21 protein-coding genes are annotated in these 16,245 nt (G+C 66.7%); 15 read left to right on the top strand and 6 right to left on the bottom strand.

The genetic code is table 11. The features are described from left to right. The first annotated feature begins 80 nt into the window (after positions 1 to 80). The 4 genes from ACSHZY_RS04140 to ACSHZY_RS04125 all read left to right on the top strand — a co-directional run bounded on the left by ACSHZY_RS04140 (position 81) and on the right by ACSHZY_RS04125 (position 3,223). Positions 81 to 1,103, top strand: a complete 1,023-nt coding sequence (locus ACSHZY_RS04140) for a glycosyltransferase family 4 protein (RefSeq protein ID WP_435165836.1) — start codon at positions 81 to 83, stop codon at positions 1,101 to 1,103. Beyond that, positions 1,100 to 1,723 (top strand): glycosyltransferase family 29 protein, encoded by a 624-nt coding sequence (locus ACSHZY_RS04135; RefSeq protein WP_435165833.1) that lies wholly within the window; start codon positions 1,100 to 1,102, stop codon positions 1,721 to 1,723. Before ACSHZY_RS04140 ends, ACSHZY_RS04135 begins: the two co-directional genes overlap by 4 nt. Positions 1,724 to 1,811: 88 nt before the next feature. Next, positions 1,812 to 2,834, top strand: a complete 1,023-nt coding sequence (locus ACSHZY_RS04130; protein WP_435165830.1) for an aspartate-semialdehyde dehydrogenase — start codon at positions 1,812 to 1,814, stop codon at positions 2,832 to 2,834. Positions 2,835 to 2,920: 86 nt separating this feature from the next. Continuing rightward, the gene (locus ACSHZY_RS04125) at positions 2,921 to 3,223 is read left to right on the top strand and encodes a TM2 domain-containing protein (protein ID WP_435165827.1); all 303 of its coding nucleotides are present in this window, start codon (positions 2,921 to 2,923) and stop codon (positions 3,221 to 3,223) included. On the opposite strand, the gene ACSHZY_RS04120 is transcribed toward ACSHZY_RS04125, so the two are convergent. Beyond that, positions 3,224 to 3,871, bottom strand: a complete 648-nt coding sequence (locus ACSHZY_RS04120; protein WP_435165824.1) for a carbonic anhydrase — start codon at positions 3,869 to 3,871, stop codon at positions 3,224 to 3,226. It lies immediately after the preceding gene. Positions 3,872 to 4,007: 136 nt separating this feature from the next. Between ACSHZY_RS04120 and ACSHZY_RS04115 the strand changes: the two genes are divergently transcribed. The 3 genes from ACSHZY_RS04115 to ACSHZY_RS04105 are packed head-to-tail and all read left to right on the top strand — an operon-like array spanning position 4,008 to position 6,618. Further along, positions 4,008 to 4,379 (top strand): hypothetical protein, encoded by a 372-nt coding sequence (locus ACSHZY_RS04115; RefSeq protein WP_435165821.1) that lies wholly within the window; start codon positions 4,008 to 4,010, stop codon positions 4,377 to 4,379. A 60-nt stretch (positions 4,380 to 4,439) separates the two neighbouring features. Further along, a complete protein-coding gene (locus ACSHZY_RS04110) occupies positions 4,440 to 5,807 on the top strand; it encodes a leucyl aminopeptidase family protein (RefSeq protein ID WP_435165818.1) in 1,368 nt (455 codons plus the stop codon). Between the two features lies 1 nt (position 5,808). Further along, entirely contained in the window at positions 5,809 to 6,618 is an 810-nt protein-coding gene (locus ACSHZY_RS04105) for an NlpC/P60 family protein (RefSeq protein ID WP_435165815.1), read from the top strand. On the opposite strand, the gene ACSHZY_RS04100 is transcribed toward ACSHZY_RS04105, so the two are convergent. Further along, a complete protein-coding gene (locus ACSHZY_RS04100; RefSeq protein ID WP_435165812.1) occupies positions 6,615 to 6,950 on the bottom strand; it encodes a DUF2794 domain-containing protein in 336 nt (111 codons plus the stop codon). The two genes, ACSHZY_RS04105 and ACSHZY_RS04100, sit on opposite strands and share 4 nt — an antisense overlap. A gap of 31 nt (positions 6,951 to 6,981) precedes the next feature. Beyond that, a complete protein-coding gene (locus ACSHZY_RS04095; RefSeq protein ID WP_435165809.1) occupies positions 6,982 to 7,977 on the bottom strand; it encodes an asparaginase in 996 nt (331 codons plus the stop codon). A 153-nt stretch (positions 7,978 to 8,130) separates the two neighbouring features. On the opposite strand from ACSHZY_RS04095, the gene ACSHZY_RS04090 reads away from it, so the two are divergent. The 3 genes from ACSHZY_RS04090 to ACSHZY_RS04080 all read left to right on the top strand — a co-directional run bounded on the left by ACSHZY_RS04090 (position 8,131) and on the right by ACSHZY_RS04080 (position 10,218). Continuing rightward, positions 8,131 to 8,655: an invasion associated locus B family protein gene (locus tag ACSHZY_RS04090; RefSeq protein ID WP_435165806.1), complete on the top strand. Its 525-nt coding sequence runs from the start codon at positions 8,131 to 8,133 to the stop codon at positions 8,653 to 8,655. A 119-nt stretch (positions 8,656 to 8,774) separates the two neighbouring features. Then, entirely contained in the window at positions 8,775 to 9,953 is a 1,179-nt protein-coding gene (gene rlmN, locus ACSHZY_RS04085; protein WP_435166910.1) for a 23S rRNA (adenine(2503)-C(2))-methyltransferase RlmN, read from the top strand. A gap of 49 nt (positions 9,954 to 10,002) precedes the next feature. Continuing rightward, positions 10,003 to 10,218, top strand: coding sequence for a DUF2945 domain-containing protein (locus ACSHZY_RS04080; RefSeq protein ID WP_435165803.1), 216 nt, complete (start codon positions 10,003 to 10,005; stop codon positions 10,216 to 10,218). On the opposite strand, the gene ACSHZY_RS04075 is transcribed toward ACSHZY_RS04080, so the two are convergent. Continuing rightward, a complete protein-coding gene (locus ACSHZY_RS04075) occupies positions 10,215 to 11,054 on the bottom strand; it encodes a TIGR00730 family Rossman fold protein (RefSeq protein ID WP_435165800.1) in 840 nt (279 codons plus the stop codon). The two genes, ACSHZY_RS04080 and ACSHZY_RS04075, sit on opposite strands and share 4 nt — an antisense overlap. Before the next feature lie 75 nt (positions 11,055 to 11,129). On the opposite strand from ACSHZY_RS04075, the gene dapD reads away from it, so the two are divergent. The 4 genes from dapD to dapE all read left to right on the top strand — a co-directional run bounded on the left by dapD (position 11,130) and on the right by dapE (position 13,871). Continuing rightward, positions 11,130 to 11,957: a 2,3,4,5-tetrahydropyridine-2,6-dicarboxylate N-succinyltransferase gene (dapD, locus tag ACSHZY_RS04070; protein ID WP_435165797.1), complete on the top strand. Its 828-nt coding sequence runs from the start codon at positions 11,130 to 11,132 to the stop codon at positions 11,955 to 11,957. Between the two features lie 68 nt (positions 11,958 to 12,025). After that, complete coding sequence (locus ACSHZY_RS04065) at positions 12,026 to 12,280, top strand: GlsB/YeaQ/YmgE family stress response membrane protein (RefSeq protein ID WP_435165794.1); 255 nt, start codon at positions 12,026 to 12,028, stop codon at positions 12,278 to 12,280. Positions 12,281 to 12,406: 126 nt separating this feature from the next. Then, on the top strand, positions 12,407 to 12,727 hold the full coding sequence (locus ACSHZY_RS04060; protein WP_435165791.1) for a hypothetical protein: 321 nt from the start codon (positions 12,407 to 12,409) through the stop codon (positions 12,725 to 12,727). A 4-nt stretch (positions 12,728 to 12,731) separates the two neighbouring features. Further along, the gene (gene dapE, locus ACSHZY_RS04055) at positions 12,732 to 13,871 is read left to right on the top strand and encodes a succinyl-diaminopimelate desuccinylase (protein ID WP_435165788.1); all 1,140 of its coding nucleotides are present in this window, start codon (positions 12,732 to 12,734) and stop codon (positions 13,869 to 13,871) included. A gap of 3 nt (positions 13,872 to 13,874) precedes the next feature. Here the strand turns inward: dapE and ACSHZY_RS04050 are convergent, their stop codons facing one another. After that, positions 13,875 to 14,594, bottom strand: a complete 720-nt coding sequence (locus tag ACSHZY_RS04050; RefSeq protein WP_435165785.1) for an NYN domain-containing protein — start codon at positions 14,592 to 14,594, stop codon at positions 13,875 to 13,877. A gap of 105 nt (positions 14,595 to 14,699) precedes the next feature. Here ACSHZY_RS04050 and ACSHZY_RS04045 point away from each other — a divergent pair, with 105 nt between their 5' ends. After that, complete coding sequence (locus ACSHZY_RS04045; RefSeq protein ID WP_435165782.1) at positions 14,700 to 14,975, top strand: I78 family peptidase inhibitor; 276 nt, start codon at positions 14,700 to 14,702, stop codon at positions 14,973 to 14,975. Here ACSHZY_RS04045 and ACSHZY_RS04040 read toward each other — a convergent pair. Then, positions 14,972 to 16,204 (bottom strand): lytic murein transglycosylase, encoded by a 1,233-nt coding sequence (locus tag ACSHZY_RS04040; RefSeq protein WP_435165779.1) that lies wholly within the window; start codon positions 16,202 to 16,204, stop codon positions 14,972 to 14,974. The genes ACSHZY_RS04045 and ACSHZY_RS04040 overlap by 4 nt on opposite strands. Between the last annotated feature and the right edge of the window lie 41 nt (positions 16,205 to 16,245).

The raw sequence follows: 16,245 nt of genomic DNA, 5'->3' as shown, positions 1-16,245 counted from the left end.
CCCTACCATAGCTAGCGGGCACGGAAGGAAGGGGAAGCGCCACCTGTTCAACGCCCTGCACCCCGCATAGGATGCGGATCATGGAAATCCTTGTCGTTGCCCCCAACCTGAAGCGGCGCCTGTCCGGCGTCACCGCCACCATCGCCCGCCTTGTGCCGGTGCAGGCGCGCCAGATCGGCATCGTGGCCACGGGGCCCGGCCTGCCTGCGGGCGTGCCGCACATCCCGCTGCGGCGGGCGGCCACCCTGCCCCGCGACCGCTGGCGGGTTTGGCACGCCCGCCGCAACACGGAGATGCTGCTGGGCCTGATCCTAGTTTACGGGCTGCGGCGGCGCTACAGGCTCCTGTTCACCTCCGCCTCTCAACGCCGGCACACGGGGTGGACGAAGTGGCTGATCGGGAGGATGGACCGGGTGGTCGCCACCTCGGCCAAGGGTGCCGCCTATCTGGAGCGGGAGGCCGAGGTCATCCTGCACGGGATCGACACGGAAACGTTTGCGCCGCCGGCCGATCGCGCGGCGCTGCGCGTGCGGCTGGGCTTGCCGCAAGGCGTGCTGGTAGGCTGCTACGGGCGCATCCGGTCCTCCAAGGGAACGGACAACTTCGTGACGGCGATGATCGACCTGCTGCCGACCCGCGGGGATGTCACGGCCGTGGTCATGGGCCGCGCGGTGGACAAGGACCAGCCCTTTCTGGCCGATCTAAAGGCCCGCGTGGCGGCCGCCGGACTGGGGGGGCGCATCCTGTTCCTGCCCGAAGTGACGGTGGACCGGATGCCCGACTGGTATGGCGCGCTGGACCTGTATGTGGCCCCCCAGCGATGGGAAGGCTTCGGCCTGACACCGCTGGAAGCGATGGCCTGCGGTGTGCCCGTGGTCGCCACCCGCGTCGGTGCCTTCGAGGAGTTGCTGAGCGCCGACAGCGGCCGCCTCGTGCCCCCCGACGACGTGCCCGCGCTGACCGCCGCCCTTGTGCCCCTTCTGGACGGTCCGGCCCTGCGCGCCGGCATGGCCCGCGCCGCCCGCCAGCGGGTGGACAGCGCCTTCCGGATCGAGGATGAGGCGGAGGCCTTGATCGCCCTGTACCGCCGGATGCTTGCATGAACCGCTTCAGCTTCTTCGTCGCCCGGACGCTGCGCAACGAACACGGGATCGAATCGCTGTCCGTGCCGCAGCAGGCGGTGCTGGACGATGTCGCCGGACGCCGCGTGGCGTTGATCGGCAATGCGCGGGGATTGGCGAACGCCGCCCACGGGGCCGCCATCGACGCGGCCGATGTCGTGATCCGCATCAACCGCGCGCCGATGCCCAGCCCCCTGTCCCACGGGATGCGCACGGACATGCTGGCCTTGGCGACCAGCCTCGATCACGGGCAGCTGGACCGGATCCGGCCGAAGCGCATCCTGTGGATGTCGCACAAGCGCAAGCGGCTGCCATGGGCCATCGCGCGCAGCCCCGGCTTCTACCTCCACCCGCTGGCCGATTACGCGGCGCTGCAGGACCGTCTGGGCGCCCCGCCCACCACGGGGGCGATGATGATCGACCTTCTGGCCCGGTCCCGCGCGGCGCGGATCGACCTTTACGGCTTCGACTTCTTCGCCACCCTGTCGCTGTCGGGCCATCGCACCGCTGATCAGGTGCCCCATGACTTCGCCGCCGAGGCGGAATGGGTGAACAGCCTGATCGCGCAAGATTCGCGATTTATTCTGCATTCCCACGGATAATCCTTTCAACCGAAGGGGCTTCGGGGTAAGGGAACGCGTCCCTTCAACCGGAGGGGCACGCCCCTCTCAGACGAAAAGGAGGTCCATCGTGGGCTACAGGGTCGTCGTCGCGGGTGCCACGGGCAACGTGGGTCGCGAAATGCTGAACATCCTCGCCGAGCGCGAGTTTCCGATTGACGACATCGTGGCGCTGGCGTCGCGCAAGTCCATTGGCACCGAGGTCAGCTTTGGCGAAAAGACACTGAAGACCAAGGACCTCGACACCTTCGATTTCACCGGCTGGGACATCGCCCTGTTTGCCGTGGGTTCGGACGCCACGAAGATCTACGCGCCGAAGGCCGCCGCCTCGGGCTGTGTCGTGATCGACAACTCCTCGCTGTACCGCTACGACCCGGCGGTGCCGCTGGTCGTGCCGGAAGTGAACGCGGAAGCGGTCGACGGCTACACCAAGAAGATGATCATCGCGAACCCGAACTGTTCGACCGCGCAGATGGTCGTGGCGCTGAAGCCGCTGCACGACCGCGCGAAGATCAAGCGGGTCGTCGTGTCCACCTACCAGTCCGTGTCGGGCGCCGGAAAAGAGGGCATCGACGAGCTGTGGAACCAGACCAAGGGCATCTACGTCCCCGGTCAGGAAGTCGCCGCGTCCAAGTTCTCCAAGCAGATCGCCTTCAACGTGATCCCGCACATCGATGTCTTCCTGGACGACGGTTCGACCAAGGAAGAATGGAAGATGGTCGCGGAAACGAAGAAGATCCTCGACAAGGACATCCGCGTGACCGCCACCTGCGTGCGCGTGCCCGTCTTCGTGGGCCATTCGGAATCGATCAACATCGAGTTCGAGGATTTCCTGGACGAGCATGAGGCCCGCGACATCCTGCGCGAAGCCCCCGGCATCCTGGTCGTCGACAAGCGCGAGGCCGGCGGCTACATCACGCCGATCGAATGCGTGGGCGAATACGCGACCTACATCTCGCGCATCCGTCAGGACTCGACGATCGACAACGGCCTGAACCTCTGGTGCGTGTCGGACAACCTGCGCAAGGGCGCCGCCCTGAACGCGGTGCAGATCGCGGAAGTGCTGGGCAAGCGCTGCCTGAAGAAAGGCTGAGGATCAGGCGCCCCGCAGGGCGCCTTTTTCCATTGCGCCAAGGCCCGGCGGCGTCCAGAACCCGTTCAACCGCGAAAGGACGCCCCATGCTCGACACCCAGCAACAGATCCTCATCGAACAGCGCATCACGAACGAGGCGAAGTCGCCCGGTGCGGCCTATCTTCTGTGGTTCTTCCTGGGCACGTTCGGGGTGCACCGCTTCTATCTGGGCCACCTGAAAACCGGTCTGGCCCTGCTGGCGCTGATGCTGCTGGGGGTGGTGACCATGGGTGTCAGCTCGCTCATGGCGCTGCTGTGGTGGGTGGTGGATGCGTTCCTCATCCCCGGCATGATCGCCGGGGACAAGAACAGGCTGCGCGCCCGCCTGACGGCGGAGATGTCGCGCTGATCAGACCGGCGTGAACGCCCGTTCGCGCCAGTCGTAATGCTCCAGCCCGCCTTCGCCGATGTCGTTCCAGCAGCCGTGCAGGCTCAGCACGCCTTCGGCCACCGCGTCGCGCACGAAGGGGAAGGTCATCAGGTTGTCGAGGCTGGTCAGAACCGCCTCGTTTTCCAGCGCACGCAGGGGATCGGCGGGCTGGGCTTCCTTTACCCGTTCATAGCCCGGCCGCAGGATGTCCATCCAGCGCCCGACGAACGAGGTGGAGGCTTCCAGTTCCGGCGCGCGGCCTTCGCACATGTCGTGGCAGCCCTTCACGCCGCCGCAGCTGGAATGGCCCAGCACGACCAGATGCGCCACCTTCAGCGCCGTCACCGCGTATTCGATCGCGGCGGAGGTGCCGTGATAATCACCATCGGGATCATAGGGCGGCACGAGGTTCGCGACGTTGCGGTGGATGAACAGCTCACCCGAGTCGGCGCCGAAGATCTGGGCCACGTCCACGCGGCTGTCGCAGCAGGCGATGACCATCGCGCGCGGGTGCTGACCCTCGCCGGCCAGGCGGCGGTACCAGGCACGGTTGGCGGCATAGGTGGTGGCGCGCCAGCCGTGGTAGCGTTGGATCAGGTAATGCGGAAGGGGGCGTGAGTCCTTCATCAAATCTCCTTTTGCGCGTCTTCAGGCACAAGTCCTTTGGATATCGCGACTATTTTGCACGGAACCCCTCATGTGGGAACATGGTTCGTTTGTCAAAAGGGGCACGTGATGTCGCAGGCCCCCGGAAGGACTTCGCATGACCGCCACGATTCACACCCTGATCCCGCCGTGCCGCCTGTTCTGCGACCCTGCCCCCATTGTGGACATCTACCGCAGGAAAGGCTTCGAGGCATCGCGGTTTTTGCGGGCGTCGCTCACCGCGCTGGCCCTTGAAGTCACCCTGACGGACGATCTTGTGGCAGCCGGAAATCGCGCGGACCTGCCGCGACATGCGCGGAAGATCGCCGGAATGGCGCAGGATCTGGGCCTGATCTCGCTTAGGCAAACGGCAGATCAGGTGGCCGAGGAGGCCGGGCATCCGGCCTTGCCCGCCCTTTGGGCACGCCTCAAGCGGATGACCGAGGCGGCGCTGGACCCGCGCCGCGATCTGCTGGCCCGGTCGCGCTAGGGGTTGCGGCTGCGGTCCAAGCGGCTACCCTCCGCCCGCCACGACTGTTCGGAGCCTTCCATGATCCTGCCCTTGTCCCCCGCCGGCGCCCCTTCGCGCCCGCTGTTCGTCGTCCGCCCCGAGGCGCTGGAGGCGTGGATGTCGGGCCAGCCCGCCCATGTGGGCGCATGGTTGCGCGGCACGGGCTTTGCCGCCGCCTCGGGCGACCTGCGCCTGCTGCCAGGCGCGGATGGCGCGCCGACGGGTGCGGTGATCGGACACGGCACGGCCGCCCAGCGCCTCCGCACCCGCTTTGCACTGGCCCCCGCCGCCCGCCTGCCCGAAGGCGACTGGCATCTGGAGGGCGAGCTGAGCGAGGCGGAGCGGGACGAGGCGGTTCTGGCTTTCCTTCTGGGCGCCTACCGCTTCACCCGTTACCGCGATCAGCCCACACCCGGCGCCCGCCTGAAGCTTCCCGAAGGGTCCGAATATCTGGTACCGGTGGCCGAAGGCGAATGGCTGACCCGCGACCTGATCAACACCCCCGCCAGCGACATGGGTCCCGAGGAACTGGAGGCCGCGACCGCCGCCCTCGCCCGCCGTCATGGCGCGATGCTGGCGGTGACGCAGGGCGACGATCTGCGCAACGGCTTCCCCATGATCCACGCCGTGGGCCACGGGTCCGAACGCGCGCCGCGCCTGCTGGACATGCGCTGGGGCTCGGCCGGCCCCACGCTGACGCTGGTGGGCAAGGGCGTCTGTTTCGACACGGGCGGGCTGGACATCAAGCCCTCGGCCTCGATGCTGCTGATGAAGAAGGACATGGGCGGGGCGGCCACCGTGCTGGGGCTGGCGCATGCGATCATGGCGCTGAAGCTGCCGATCCGCCTGCGTGTGCTGATCCCGGCGGTGGAAAACGCCGTGTCGGGGCGCGCTTTCCGGCCCAAGGATATCCTCACCTCGCGCAAGGGCCTGACGGTGGAGGTCAACAACACCGACGCCGAGGGGCGGCTGGTGCTGGCCGACGCGCTGGCCTACGCGGCCGAGGAAGGGGCGGATCTCACCATCTCCATGGCGACGCTGACGGGGGCCGCGCGGGTGGCTGTGGGGCCGGACCTTGCGCCCTATTTCACCGATGACGCGGGCGTGTCTTCGGCACTGGACGCGGCGGCGGCGCAGGTGCGCGATCCGGTCTGGCGCCTGCCCTTCTGGGAGCCGTACGAGGCGATGATCGAACCCGGCATCGCCGATCTGGACAACGCGCCGGCGGGCGGCATGGCGGGGGCCATCACGGCCGCACTGTTCCTGCGCCGCTTCGCGGGCGACCGTTACGTGCACTTCGATATCTACGGCCACCAGCCCGCCGACGCGCCCGGACGTCCCAAGGGGGGCGTGGGTCAGGGCGCGCGCGCGATCCTGCAGGCCTTGCCCGACCTGCTGGGAATCTGACATGGACCGCCGCAGCACCCCCGCCACCCGCGCCGTCGCGCATGAATCCTTGAAGGGCCTGATCGACGCCCCCCGTTTCACCAAGGGCGAGGCGCGGCAGGTGTCTGTCGCCCTCGTTGACCTTCTGGCCGCACCGCAAGGCGCACGCGAACGGCAGATGGTGATGGGCGACGGCTTCACCGTGATCGACCGCGACAGCCACTTCGCCTTCGGCATGTCGGACAAGGACGGCTATTGCGGCTGGCTGCCCGCCACCGCGCTGGAACCGGCCCTGCCGCAGACGCACTGGCTCGCCTTCCCGGCCAGCCATCTTTACCCCGAACCGAAGGTCCGCGCCCGCGCGATCGAGGCGTTGACCATGGGCGCCCGCCTGACCGTCCTGGGCGAACAGGACGGCTGGGCGGAAACCACGAAAGGCTTCATCTGGGCCGCGCATCTGCGCCCCTTGGGCGAATGGATGGCCGATCCCGTGGCGGTGGCGGAACGCTTTCTGGGCACACCCTATCTGTGGGGCGGCAACAGCCGGGACGGGATCGACTGTTCGGGCCTTGTCCAGATCTCTCAGCTCGCCTGCGGACGGCCCTGCCCCGGCGACAGCGACCAGCAGCAGGCGTTGGGAACGGATGTTGAGGGTCCGCTGCAACGGGGTGATCTTCTGTTCTGGAAGGGCCATGTCGCGATGGCCATGGACGAACGTCGCATCATCCATGCGACCGGCGCCTTCATGTGCGTCGTGATGGAGGAGACGGAGGCCGCCATCGCGCGCATCGCCGCTGCAGGTTTCCCGCTGGTGGCGCGCCGCCGGCCCTAGTCGATCACGCGGATCGTCTTCTTTTCAAGGACCCGCAGCACCTGCGCCAGATCGTGCCCCCGGCGCAGGATCTGGCCGTCCATCCCCACGACGGAATACATGCCCTGACGCTGGCGCATCTTCGGACGCTTCTCGATCCGGTAGAGCGGATGTTCCGCCGTCCGCCGGAAGACCGAAAACACGGCCAGTTCCCGCAACGAGGAGATGCCGTAATCGCGCCATTCGCCCATCGCCACCATGCGGCCATAGACCGAAAGGATGGTGTTCAGTTCCCTGCGGTCGAAGTTGACCTGTTCGGGGATGTGCGGCGAAAACGGGATCGGGGCGTCCATTCGTCTGATGTTGCGATGAACGCCCGCGGTTTCAAGCCGCAAAGCCCCCCGACGTGCGGAAGAGACCGGTTTCCAACCCGCGCCAATTCGTCTGCACCGTGTCCAGCCGCTTGCGCGTGGCCGGATGGTCGTAGTCCAGAACCCCCAGACTTACCAGGATGCGGGCGATCGCCGCTTCGGCCGCGCGCACGCTGCCATCGGTGATCTTCAGCGCCACGCCCAGACGCTGTTCGGGCAGGATCGCGACATAGACCGCCTCGGCGCCGACCTTCATCGCGACGCCGTTCATGGCGCGCATCAGTTCGGTGTCCGCGCGCCCTTCGCCCGCGATCAGTTCGGGATGCGCGGCCATGGCACGGGTCAGCTGGTGGGCAGCCCGTTCGCGCGCGTTGCCCCCGTCCGTCGCCTCGGCGAAGAAGGCCATCGCCCGCGCCAGCCCCTGCACCGAGGTGGTGAAGTTCGGGGCCGAGCATCCGTCGATCCCGTAACCGGTGGAGGTTTCTTCCGTCAGATCCTCGAACGCGGCCTTCACGGCGCGCTGCACGGGGTGGTCGATCTCCACATACTCGCTGTCGCCGCCCAGATGGTGGTTCAGCGTCAGGAACCCCGCATGCTTGCCGGAACAGTTGTTGTGCAGCGGGCAAGGCTCCTCCTCGGCGCGGATCAGGCGGTCGCGTTCGGCGATGTCACCGGGCATGTGGCTGCCGCAGCGCAGGGCGTGGTGATCCGTGCCCAGATCGGCCAGCCACCGTTCGACCATCCGCACGTGCTGCGACGATCCCGAATGGCTGGCGCAGGCCAGCGCCAGCTGCGCCTCGGTCAGGCCGAAGGCTTCGGCGGCGCCCGATTCCACCAAGGGCAGCGCCTGAAGCATCTTGCTGGAGGACCGGGGGAAGATCACCGTCTCCGGATCGCCCCACGACTCCACGATCCGGCCACCGGGGCCGCAGATCACGGCGTGCCCCGTGTGGACGCTTTCCAGCATCCCTCCGCGCCAAAGCTCGGCCATCGCCACCGGTGCCGTCATGGCCGCATCCCTCTCACAGATGCGCGATTCAGGGGCAGATGGCCTTTGAATTCGCGCAGGTTTCACGGTAAGAACGGTAATCGAGTTGGACAGGCCCGCGCCACAGAAAAGCGCACGCAGGCGGCAGGCCGGGCCGAAGCAGAGAGGCTGGACATGAAACCTTTGACCACGCGCCTGATCGGCGCCGCCATGCTGTCCCTTGTGGGGATGGGTGCGTTCGCCCAGGAATCTACGAACCGCGTGGCGACGAAGACCGACTGGAGCGTGTTCACCGAGAACAGCCCCAAGGAATGCTGGGGCGTTTCCAGCCCGAAAAACACCGTGAACACGAAGGATGGCAAGCCCGCCCAGGTGTCGCGCGGCGACATCCTGCTGTTCGTGACCTTCCGCCCCGGCGCAGGCTCGGCCGGTGAAGTGTCCTTTACGGGCGGCTATACCTTTGCCAGCGGATCGACCGTGGACATGGCGATCAATGGCAAGACCTATTCCATGGCCACGGACGGCGAATGGGCCTGGCCGTCGGACAAGGCGGCGGACGCCACGATCCTGGCCGCGATGAAGGCCGGGTCCGAGGCGGTGCTGACTGCGCGTTCGGCCCGCGACACGCGGACGCAGGACACCTTCTCCCTCATGGGCTTCTCGGCCGCGATGACGGAAGCCGAGAACCGCTGCAAGTAAGCCATGCGGCACATGCAAGGCGCCCCGGCATCATGTCGGGGCGTTTTTGCATTTAAATTTTCGTCGGGATCGCTTATATGACGGCCTTCCCCACATCACGCCCCCGCCCCGAGGACGCCATGAACGCCACCGCCCCCATCACGCAGGACGTGCTGACCATTCCGCGCAAGCTGCCGGAAGGCGGCAAGACGAACATCATCGGCCTGACCCGCCCGCAGCTTCACGCCGCGCTGGTGGAGATGGGGACCCCGGAAAAGCAGGCGAAGATGCGCGTGGGTCAGGTGTGGCAGTGGCTGTATCACTGGGGCGTGCGCGATTTCGCGGCGATGACCAACCTTGCGAAAGACTACCGCCTGAAACTGGCGGAGCATTTCGAGATCGTCATCCCCGAGGTGGTCAGCCGCCAGATCTCGGCCGATGGCACGCGGAAATACCTGGTCCGCATCGCCGGCGGGCACGAGGTGGAAACCGTCTACATCCCCGAGGAAGGCCGCGGCACCCTGTGCGTGTCCAGCCAGGTGGGCTGCACGCTGACCTGTTCCTTCTGCCACACGGGCACCCAAAAATTGGTCCGCAACCTGACGGCCGGCGAGATCGTGGGCCAGCTGATGCTGGCGCGTGACGATCTGGGCGAATGGCCCGAACAGGGCGCACCCCAGGATGAAACGCGTCTTGTGTCGAACCTCGTTCTGATGGGCATGGGCGAACCGCTCTACAACTTCGACAACGTCCGCGACGCGATGAAGGTCGTGATGGACGGCGAGGGGCTGACCCTGTCGCGCCGCCGGATCACGCTCTCCACCTCGGGCGTGGTGCCGGAAATCGCCAAGACCGCCGAGGAGATCGGCTGCCTTCTGGCCATCAGCTTCCACGCCACCACCGACGAGGTGCGCGACAAGCTGGTGCCGATCAACAAGCGCTGGAACATCCAGACGCTGCTTGAGGCGCTGCGCGAATACCCCCGCCTGTCGAATTCCGAACGCATCACCTTCGAATACGTGATGCTGAAGGACGTGAACGACACGGACGCCGACGCACGGCGGCTGGTCAAGCTGATCGCGGGCATTCCGGCCAAGATCAACCTGATCCCGTTCAACGAATGGCCGGGCAGCGCCTATCAGCGGTCGGACGCGGACCGGATCGCGAAGTTCGCGGACATCATCTATCAGGCGGGCTACGCCTCGCCGATCCGCAAGCCGCGGGGCGAAGACATCATGGCCGCCTGCGGCCAGCTGAAGTCCGCGACGGAGCGGGAACGCAAGTCCCGCGCGCAGATCGCCGCCGAAGCCGGCGTCTGACGGGAACGCCAGCGCCCTTTCGCGGTTCACCTGCGAAAGGGAGATTCGGATGGCACAATTTCACAAGGGCGACCCGGTCCAATGGAACTGGGGCAGCAGCACGGCCGAAGCCAAGGTGACCGAAGTGTTCACCCGCAAGGTCCAGCGGACGCTGAAGGGCAAGAAGGTCACCCGCAAGGGCACGAAAGAGCGTCCCGCCTACCTGCTGACGCAGGAAGACGGGACCAAGGTGCTGAAGCTGGAATCCGAACTGTCGAAGGCCTAACGGACCAGCGGGCCAAGGGGCGGCGGCTGCCACGCGTCCAGCGCCGCCACCGCCTCCTCGGCCGTTTCCACATACTGGAACAGCTCCAGATCCGTGGAGGAGATGGTGCCCGAGGCTTCCAGCGCCGCCCAGTTGATGATCGAATCCCAGAAGGCGCGGCCGAACAGCAGAACCGGGATGCGCTTCATCCGGCGGGTCTGGATCAGGGTCAGCGTCTCGAACATCTCGTCCATGGTGCCGAAGCCGCCGGGGAAGACGCAGAGCGCTTCGGCCCGCATCAGGAAGTGCATCTTCCGCAGCGCGAAATAATGGAAGTTGAACGAGAGTTCGGGCGTCACGTAGGGGTTCGGCGCCTGCTCGAACGGCAGCACGATGTTCAGCCCGACCGACCGGCCGCCCGCCTCCTCGGCGCCACGGTTGCCCGCCTCCATCACACCGGGGCCGCCGCCGGTGCAGATGACGCCGGTGCGGCCGCCATCTGCCATGCAGCGTTCGGTCATCAGGTGGGCGAAGCGACGCGCCTCGTCATAGAAATGCGACAGTTCGGCCAACGCCGGGGTGCGGGCGGTGTCCTTCTTCGCGGGTTCGGGAATGCGCGCCCCGCCGAACAGGACGATGGTGCTGTCCACCCCCTCCTCGTCCAGCGACATCTGGACCTTCAGCAGTTCCAGCTGCAGGCGGATCGGGCGCAGTTCTTCCCGCGTCAGGAAATCCTGATCGGCAAAGGCCAGGCGATAGGCGGGCGATCGGCTTTGCGGAGTGTCCGGCACGCGGTCTGCGGTTTCGAGGTCCTGTTCCGAGTGGCGCAGCGGGTGCTTGCGGGTCTCTTCGTTCATCTGCCGTCCTTCGCGATTGCGGGGCATGCCCCCCACGTTTATAGCCGTTCCAACCCCAATGGAAAGGACCGCCCCATGTTGAACGCCGCGCTGGAAACCGCCATCGAAGCCGCGTGGGACGCCCGCGACACGATCACCCCCGCCACCACCGGCGAAACCCGCGACGCGATCGAGGCGACGCTTTCGGCGCTGGACGCAGGCACCCTGCGCGTGGCCGAAAAGCGCGACAACGGCGACTGGCACGTGAACCAGTGGGCCAAGAAGGCCGTGCTTCTGGGTTTCCGGCTGAAGGACATGGAAATGCAGTCGGGCGGCCCGCAGGGCGGCGGCTGGTGGGACAAGGTGGATAGTAAGTTCGCGGGTTGGGGCGAGGGTGAATGGCGTGCCGCCGGCTTCCGCGCCGTGCCGAACGCCGTCGTCCGCCGGTCGGCCTTCATCGCCAAGGGCGTGGTGCTGATGCCTTCCTTCGTGAACCTTGGCGCCCATGTGGGCGAAGGCACGATGGTCGACACCTGGGCCACCGTCGGATCCTGCGCGCAGATCGGCAAGAACGTCCATCTGTCGGGCGGCGTCGGCATCGGCGGCGTGCTGGAACCCATGCAGGCCGGCCCCACCATCATCGAGGACCACTGCTTCATCGGCGCCCGCTCCGAGGTGGTGGAAGGCGTGATCGTGCGCGAAGGGTCCGTTCTGGGCATGGGCGTCTACCTGGGCCAGTCGACCAAGATCCTGGACCGCGAAACGGGCGAGGTGAGCTACGGCGAAGTGCCGGCCGGATCGGTGGTCGTGTCCGGCTCGCTGCCGTCGAAGAACGGGGTGCACCTGTACTGCGCCGTCATCGTGAAGAAGGTGGACGCGAAAACCCGTTCCAAAACATCCATCAACGAGCTTTTGCGCGACTGATCGGCGGAACCCCGCTTCTGTTCCCCGCGTTGCCCCTGCGAAGTCAATATTTTAAGGGGAACAGAAACATGGCTGGTTTGGGTTGGATTGGCGCGATCATCGTGGGTGCGATCGCGGGTTGGATCGCTGAAAAGCTGATGAAGACCGACCACGGTCTGCTGATGAACATCATCCTAGGCATCCTGGGTGCGGTTCTGATGAACTTCATCCTCGTGAACCTTGTCGGCTGGACGACGGCCGGCGTTCTGGGCCAGCTGCTGGTCGGCGTGATCGGTGCCTGCATCCTGATCGCCCTGGGCCGTCTGCTGCGCCGCAAGACCTGAGTGTTTCGCAACATGTAACGAGGAACGGGGCGGTCTTCGGACCGCCCTTTTTCATGACCGCCCCCCCGATCTTGCGAAGCGCCCCCGAACCTGCCACACCCGAACGAACACGGCAGGGAATGGTCCATGAGCGAGAAGCGTCCCCAACAGGTTTACACCTTGGCCATCGAAGTGGGGCGCAAGCCCGGCGATGGCCTGCCCGACAAGGCCACCGGCGCGGGCCTGATCTGCTACGCCTCGGGCGTGGACGAGGCGGAGGCCGTGCGCGAAACGGTCGCGATCCTGAAGCAGGCCGATCTGGCCCCGCTGGACGTGTCCGGCTACGGCACGCTGGAGGAGCGGCTGAAGAACGGCGACGAGATCGACGACGAGGAGCGCGAGCTGATGGAGCGGGCGCTGGCCGAGAACTCCGTCATCGTCGCCCAGATGACCCCTTTCTACGAGTGATGCCATGACCGATCCCGTTGCCCTGACCGCCGAACTGGTCCGCTGCCCCTCCGTCACCCCGAACGAAGGGGGCGCGCTGGTCCTGATGGAACGCGTTCTGTCCGAGGCCGGCTTCGACTGCACGCGCGTGGACCGTGGCGGCATCTCCAACCTGTTCGCCCGCTGGGGCCGGCCGGGCGCGAACCGCACCTTCGGCTTCAACGGCCATGTGGACGTGGTGCCGGTGGGCAATGTCGCGGACTGGACGCACGATCCCTTTGGCGCTGTGATCGAAGATGGGTGGCTGTACGGGCGCGGATCCACCGACATGAAATCGGGCGTGGCGGCCTTTGCCGCCGCCGCCGTGGATTTCGTCCAAGCCACGCCGCCGGACGGCGCGATCATCCTGACCCTGACGGGGGACGAGGAGGCGGACGCCGAACATGGTACGGTCGCGATCCTCGACTGGATGGCCGAACACGGCGAGAAGATGGACGTCTGCCTTGTGGGCGAGCCGACCTCGGTTGCCGAGATGGGCGACATCATGAAGATCGGGCGTCGCGGTTCCGTCACCGTGAAGTTCACGGCCAAGGGCGTGCAGGGCCATTCCGCCTATCTGCACCGCACGAAGAACCCCGTCGCCGCCTTGGCCCGCCTGATCGCGCGGCTGGAGGAAACTCCGCTGGATCAGGGCAACGACCATTTCGACGCGACGACGCTGGCAACGGTGACCTTCGACGTGGGCAACCCCGCTTCCAACGTCGTTCCGGCCGAGGCGCAGGCGACGGTGAACATCCGCTTCAACGACATCCACACCGGCCAAAGCCTGATCGCGCATCTGGCCGCCGAAGCCGCCAGGATCGAGGCGGAGACGGGCGTGGTCATCACCCTGTCGTCCAAGATCAACGGCGACAGCTTCGTCACGCCGCCCGGCGATCTGACGCGGCTGGTGGCGGGGGCCGTGCAGACGCAGACGGGGCGTGTGCCCGAAGCCTCCACCTCGGGCGGGACGTCGGACGCGCGGTTCGTGAAGGATCACTGCGCCGTAGTGGAATTCGGGCTGGTCGGTCACCGGATGCACGCGGTGGACGAACGGGTGCGGGTGGACGACATCACGCAGCTGAAGGACATCTACACCCGCATTCTGGGCGACTACTTCGCCTGAGGATCAGGCGAGGTCGCGGGCCAGAAGCTGCCCGCCCTCGCCCAGCACCACCTCGAACCGGCTGACCTTGCGGATCAGGTCCGACAGCTTCGCGGCGCCATAGGTGCGGGTGTCGAAATCGGGATTGGCCTGCGTGATGTACTGGCCGATCTGGCCCAGCGAATACCACTCCCCTTCCGGGTCGATGGCGCGCATCGCGGCGGCGATCAGGGGGATCGCATTGGCCGGCGCCTCTTTCGTGGAACGGGGGGCGACAGGGGCCTCGGGTTCCGCCGGCTCTTCCCGCGCGGTCAGATTTTCCACGTAGATGAACCGCTTGCAGGCCATGCGGAAGGCTTCGGGCGTCTTCTTTTCGCCGATGCCATAGACGTCCAGCCCTTGTTCGCGCACCCGCGCGGCCAGCCGGGTGAAGTCGCTGTCCGAACTGACCAGCACGAACCCGTCGAACAGGCCCGAATGGAGGAAGTCCATGGCCGCGATCACCAGCCCGATGTCGGACGCGTTCTTTCCCCGCGTGTTGGAGAACTGCTGGTCGGCCACCAGCCCCAGATGCGCGACCTTTTCAGCCCAGTTCTTCAGGCGCAGGGCGGACCAGTCGCCATAGATGCGCCGGACCGACGCCTCCCCCAGCGACGCGATCTCCTCGAAGATCGCCTCGGCGTAATGGGCAGGCACGTTGTCGGCGTCGATCAGGACGCAAAGGCGGGGGGTGCGGCTGTCCATGAGGGCTCCTCTTTTGGCTGTTGTCGCAGCGCTTTGGCTGTTGTAGCAGAGCCTGTGGCCGACGCCAGCGCCCGCACTAGCTTCTTGCGCATAGGAGGACTTTTCATGAAATACATCGCACTTGCCGCCGCCGGTCTCGCTCTGGCCGCGTGCCAGCCGACGACCCGCACCACCGTCATCACGCCGGCGCCCGCCGCCTGTGACGCGACGCCCTATCAGCAATGGATCGGCAAGGATGCCTCCAGCCTGATCAGCATCGACACGCCCGACAACATGCGCGTGATCCGTCCCGACGCGGCGGTGACCGTCGACTTCGACCCGTCGCGCCTGAACGTCGAAACGAACCAGCGCGGCATCATCACCGCCGTCCGCTGCGGCTAACGAAGGCTCGCCAGCAGTGATGCGCTGGCATAGCCGTCGGGAATGAGACCGGCCGAACGCTGATAGGCGGTGATCGCCGAAACGGTGTTCGGCCCCACGCGACCGTCCGTGCCCTGCGTGTCGAACCCGCGGCGCGTCAGGCGTTCCTGCAATTCCTGCGTCTGCGTCCGGCTCAGCGGCGGTTCGGCATTGGCGGGAATGTTGCGGATCGGGCCGCGCCCCTTCAGCCGGTCGGCCAGATGTCCCACCCCTATCACGTAGCTGTCGGCCGCGTTGTAGCGTTCGATCGCGCGGAAGTTCGGGAAGATCAGGAAGGCCGCGCCCTTCGCCCCGCCCGGCAGCAGGATCGACGCTTCACCCTGCGGGAAGGCCCGCCCGTCCGCAGAACGCACGCCCTGCGCGGCCCAGGCCGCCGAGGACATGCGGTTCGTCTTGCCGATGCCCGAATAATTGAAGCCGGACGGCAGGGTCACTTCCATCCCCCAGATCCCGCCGCGCTGCCAGCCGGCCTTCGCCAGATAGTTCGCGGTGGAGGCCAGCGCGTCCGTCGGATCGTCCGACCAGATGTCGCGTCGCCCGTCGCCGTTGAAGTCCACCGCATATTCCAGGAAGGACGATGGCATGAACTGGGTGTGCCCCATCGCGCCCGCCCAACTGCCGACCATGTTCGCCGGGGTCACGTCGCCCGCCTGCACGATCTTCAGCGCGTCCAGAAGCTGCGTTTCGAAGAATTCCGCCCGTCGCCCGTGATAGGCCAGCGTCGTCAGGCTTTCGATCAGGTGGGTGCTGCCGCGGTTGCCGCCGAAGTTCGATTCCATGCCCCAGATGGCGACCACGATCTCCTTGTCGACGCCATAGCGGGCCTCGATCGCGTTCAGGGTCGTCGCGTGGCGGGACAGCATGGCCCGCCCCTGCGCGATGCGGTCGGCCGACACGGCGCCCGCCAGATACTGCCAGACGGTCTTGGTGAATTCGGACTGGCGGCCGTCCAGGCTCACCACCTCGGCGTTGTAATGCACGTCGGCGAAGGCGAGGTTCAGGGTGGCGGGGCTGATGCCCGCCCGTTCCGCGCGCGGCCGGAAATCGGCGATCCAGGCCTGCATTCCGGCTTCCGTTCCCACGCCATTCACCGGACCGGGCCGTGGGCGAAGGGAGGAGGTCACGTTTCCGGGGCTGGCACAGGCGCCCAGAAGGGTCAGCACCGAGGCTGTCAGGAGGATCTTCCGCATTGGTCGTCACCGCTCGATTTTTATCGTTGCCGCCAGTGTAG

The organism is Falsirhodobacter sp. 1013, from assembly GCF_051195255.1.
In the GTDB taxonomy this organism is placed as follows: Bacteria; Pseudomonadota; Alphaproteobacteria; order Rhodobacterales; family Rhodobacteraceae; genus Falsirhodobacter.
The sequence above is the reverse complement of the archived record's forward strand: the minus strand, read 5'-3'. Positions and strand labels throughout refer to the sequence as shown.

Bases quoted from the DNA above. Each gene is read 5' to 3' on its own strand.
- ACSHZY_RS04140 (WP_435165836.1), top strand. From the start codon at position 81: ATGGAAATCCTTGTCGTTGCCCCCAACCTGAAGCGGCGCCTGTCCGGC.
- ACSHZY_RS04135 (WP_435165833.1), top strand. From the start codon at position 1,100: ATGAACCGCTTCAGCTTCTTCGTCGCCCGGACGCTGCGCAACGAACAC.
- ACSHZY_RS04125 (WP_435165827.1), top strand. From the start codon at position 2,921: ATGCTCGACACCCAGCAACAGATCCTCATCGAACAGCGCATCACGAAC.
- ACSHZY_RS04120 (WP_435165824.1), bottom strand. From the start codon at position 3,871: ATGAAGGACTCACGCCCCCTTCCGCATTACCTGATCCAACGCTACCAC.
- ACSHZY_RS04115 (WP_435165821.1), top strand. From the start codon at position 4,008: ATGACCGCCACGATTCACACCCTGATCCCGCCGTGCCGCCTGTTCTGC.
- ACSHZY_RS04110 (WP_435165818.1), top strand. From the start codon at position 4,440: ATGATCCTGCCCTTGTCCCCCGCCGGCGCCCCTTCGCGCCCGCTGTTC.
- ACSHZY_RS04105 (WP_435165815.1), top strand. From the start codon at position 5,809: ATGGACCGCCGCAGCACCCCCGCCACCCGCGCCGTCGCGCATGAATCC.
- ACSHZY_RS04100 (WP_435165812.1), bottom strand. From the start codon at position 6,950: ATGGACGCCCCGATCCCGTTTTCGCCGCACATCCCCGAACAGGTCAAC.
- ACSHZY_RS04095 (WP_435165809.1), bottom strand. From the start codon at position 7,977: ATGACGGCACCGGTGGCGATGGCCGAGCTTTGGCGCGGAGGGATGCTG.
- ACSHZY_RS04090 (WP_435165806.1), top strand. From the start codon at position 8,131: ATGAAACCTTTGACCACGCGCCTGATCGGCGCCGCCATGCTGTCCCTT.
- rlmN (WP_435166910.1), top strand. From the start codon at position 8,775: ATGAACGCCACCGCCCCCATCACGCAGGACGTGCTGACCATTCCGCGC.
- ACSHZY_RS04080 (WP_435165803.1), top strand. From the start codon at position 10,003: ATGGCACAATTTCACAAGGGCGACCCGGTCCAATGGAACTGGGGCAGC.
- ACSHZY_RS04075 (WP_435165800.1), bottom strand. From the start codon at position 11,054: ATGAACGAAGAGACCCGCAAGCACCCGCTGCGCCACTCGGAACAGGAC.
- dapD (WP_435165797.1), top strand. From the start codon at position 11,130: ATGTTGAACGCCGCGCTGGAAACCGCCATCGAAGCCGCGTGGGACGCC.
- ACSHZY_RS04065 (WP_435165794.1), top strand. From the start codon at position 12,026: ATGGCTGGTTTGGGTTGGATTGGCGCGATCATCGTGGGTGCGATCGCG.
- ACSHZY_RS04060 (WP_435165791.1), top strand. From the start codon at position 12,407: ATGAGCGAGAAGCGTCCCCAACAGGTTTACACCTTGGCCATCGAAGTG.
- dapE (WP_435165788.1), top strand. From the start codon at position 12,732: ATGACCGATCCCGTTGCCCTGACCGCCGAACTGGTCCGCTGCCCCTCC.
- ACSHZY_RS04050 (WP_435165785.1), bottom strand. From the start codon at position 14,594: ATGGACAGCCGCACCCCCCGCCTTTGCGTCCTGATCGACGCCGACAAC.
- ACSHZY_RS04045 (WP_435165782.1), top strand. From the start codon at position 14,700: ATGAAATACATCGCACTTGCCGCCGCCGGTCTCGCTCTGGCCGCGTGC.
- ACSHZY_RS04040 (WP_435165779.1), bottom strand. From the start codon at position 16,204: ATGCGGAAGATCCTCCTGACAGCCTCGGTGCTGACCCTTCTGGGCGCC.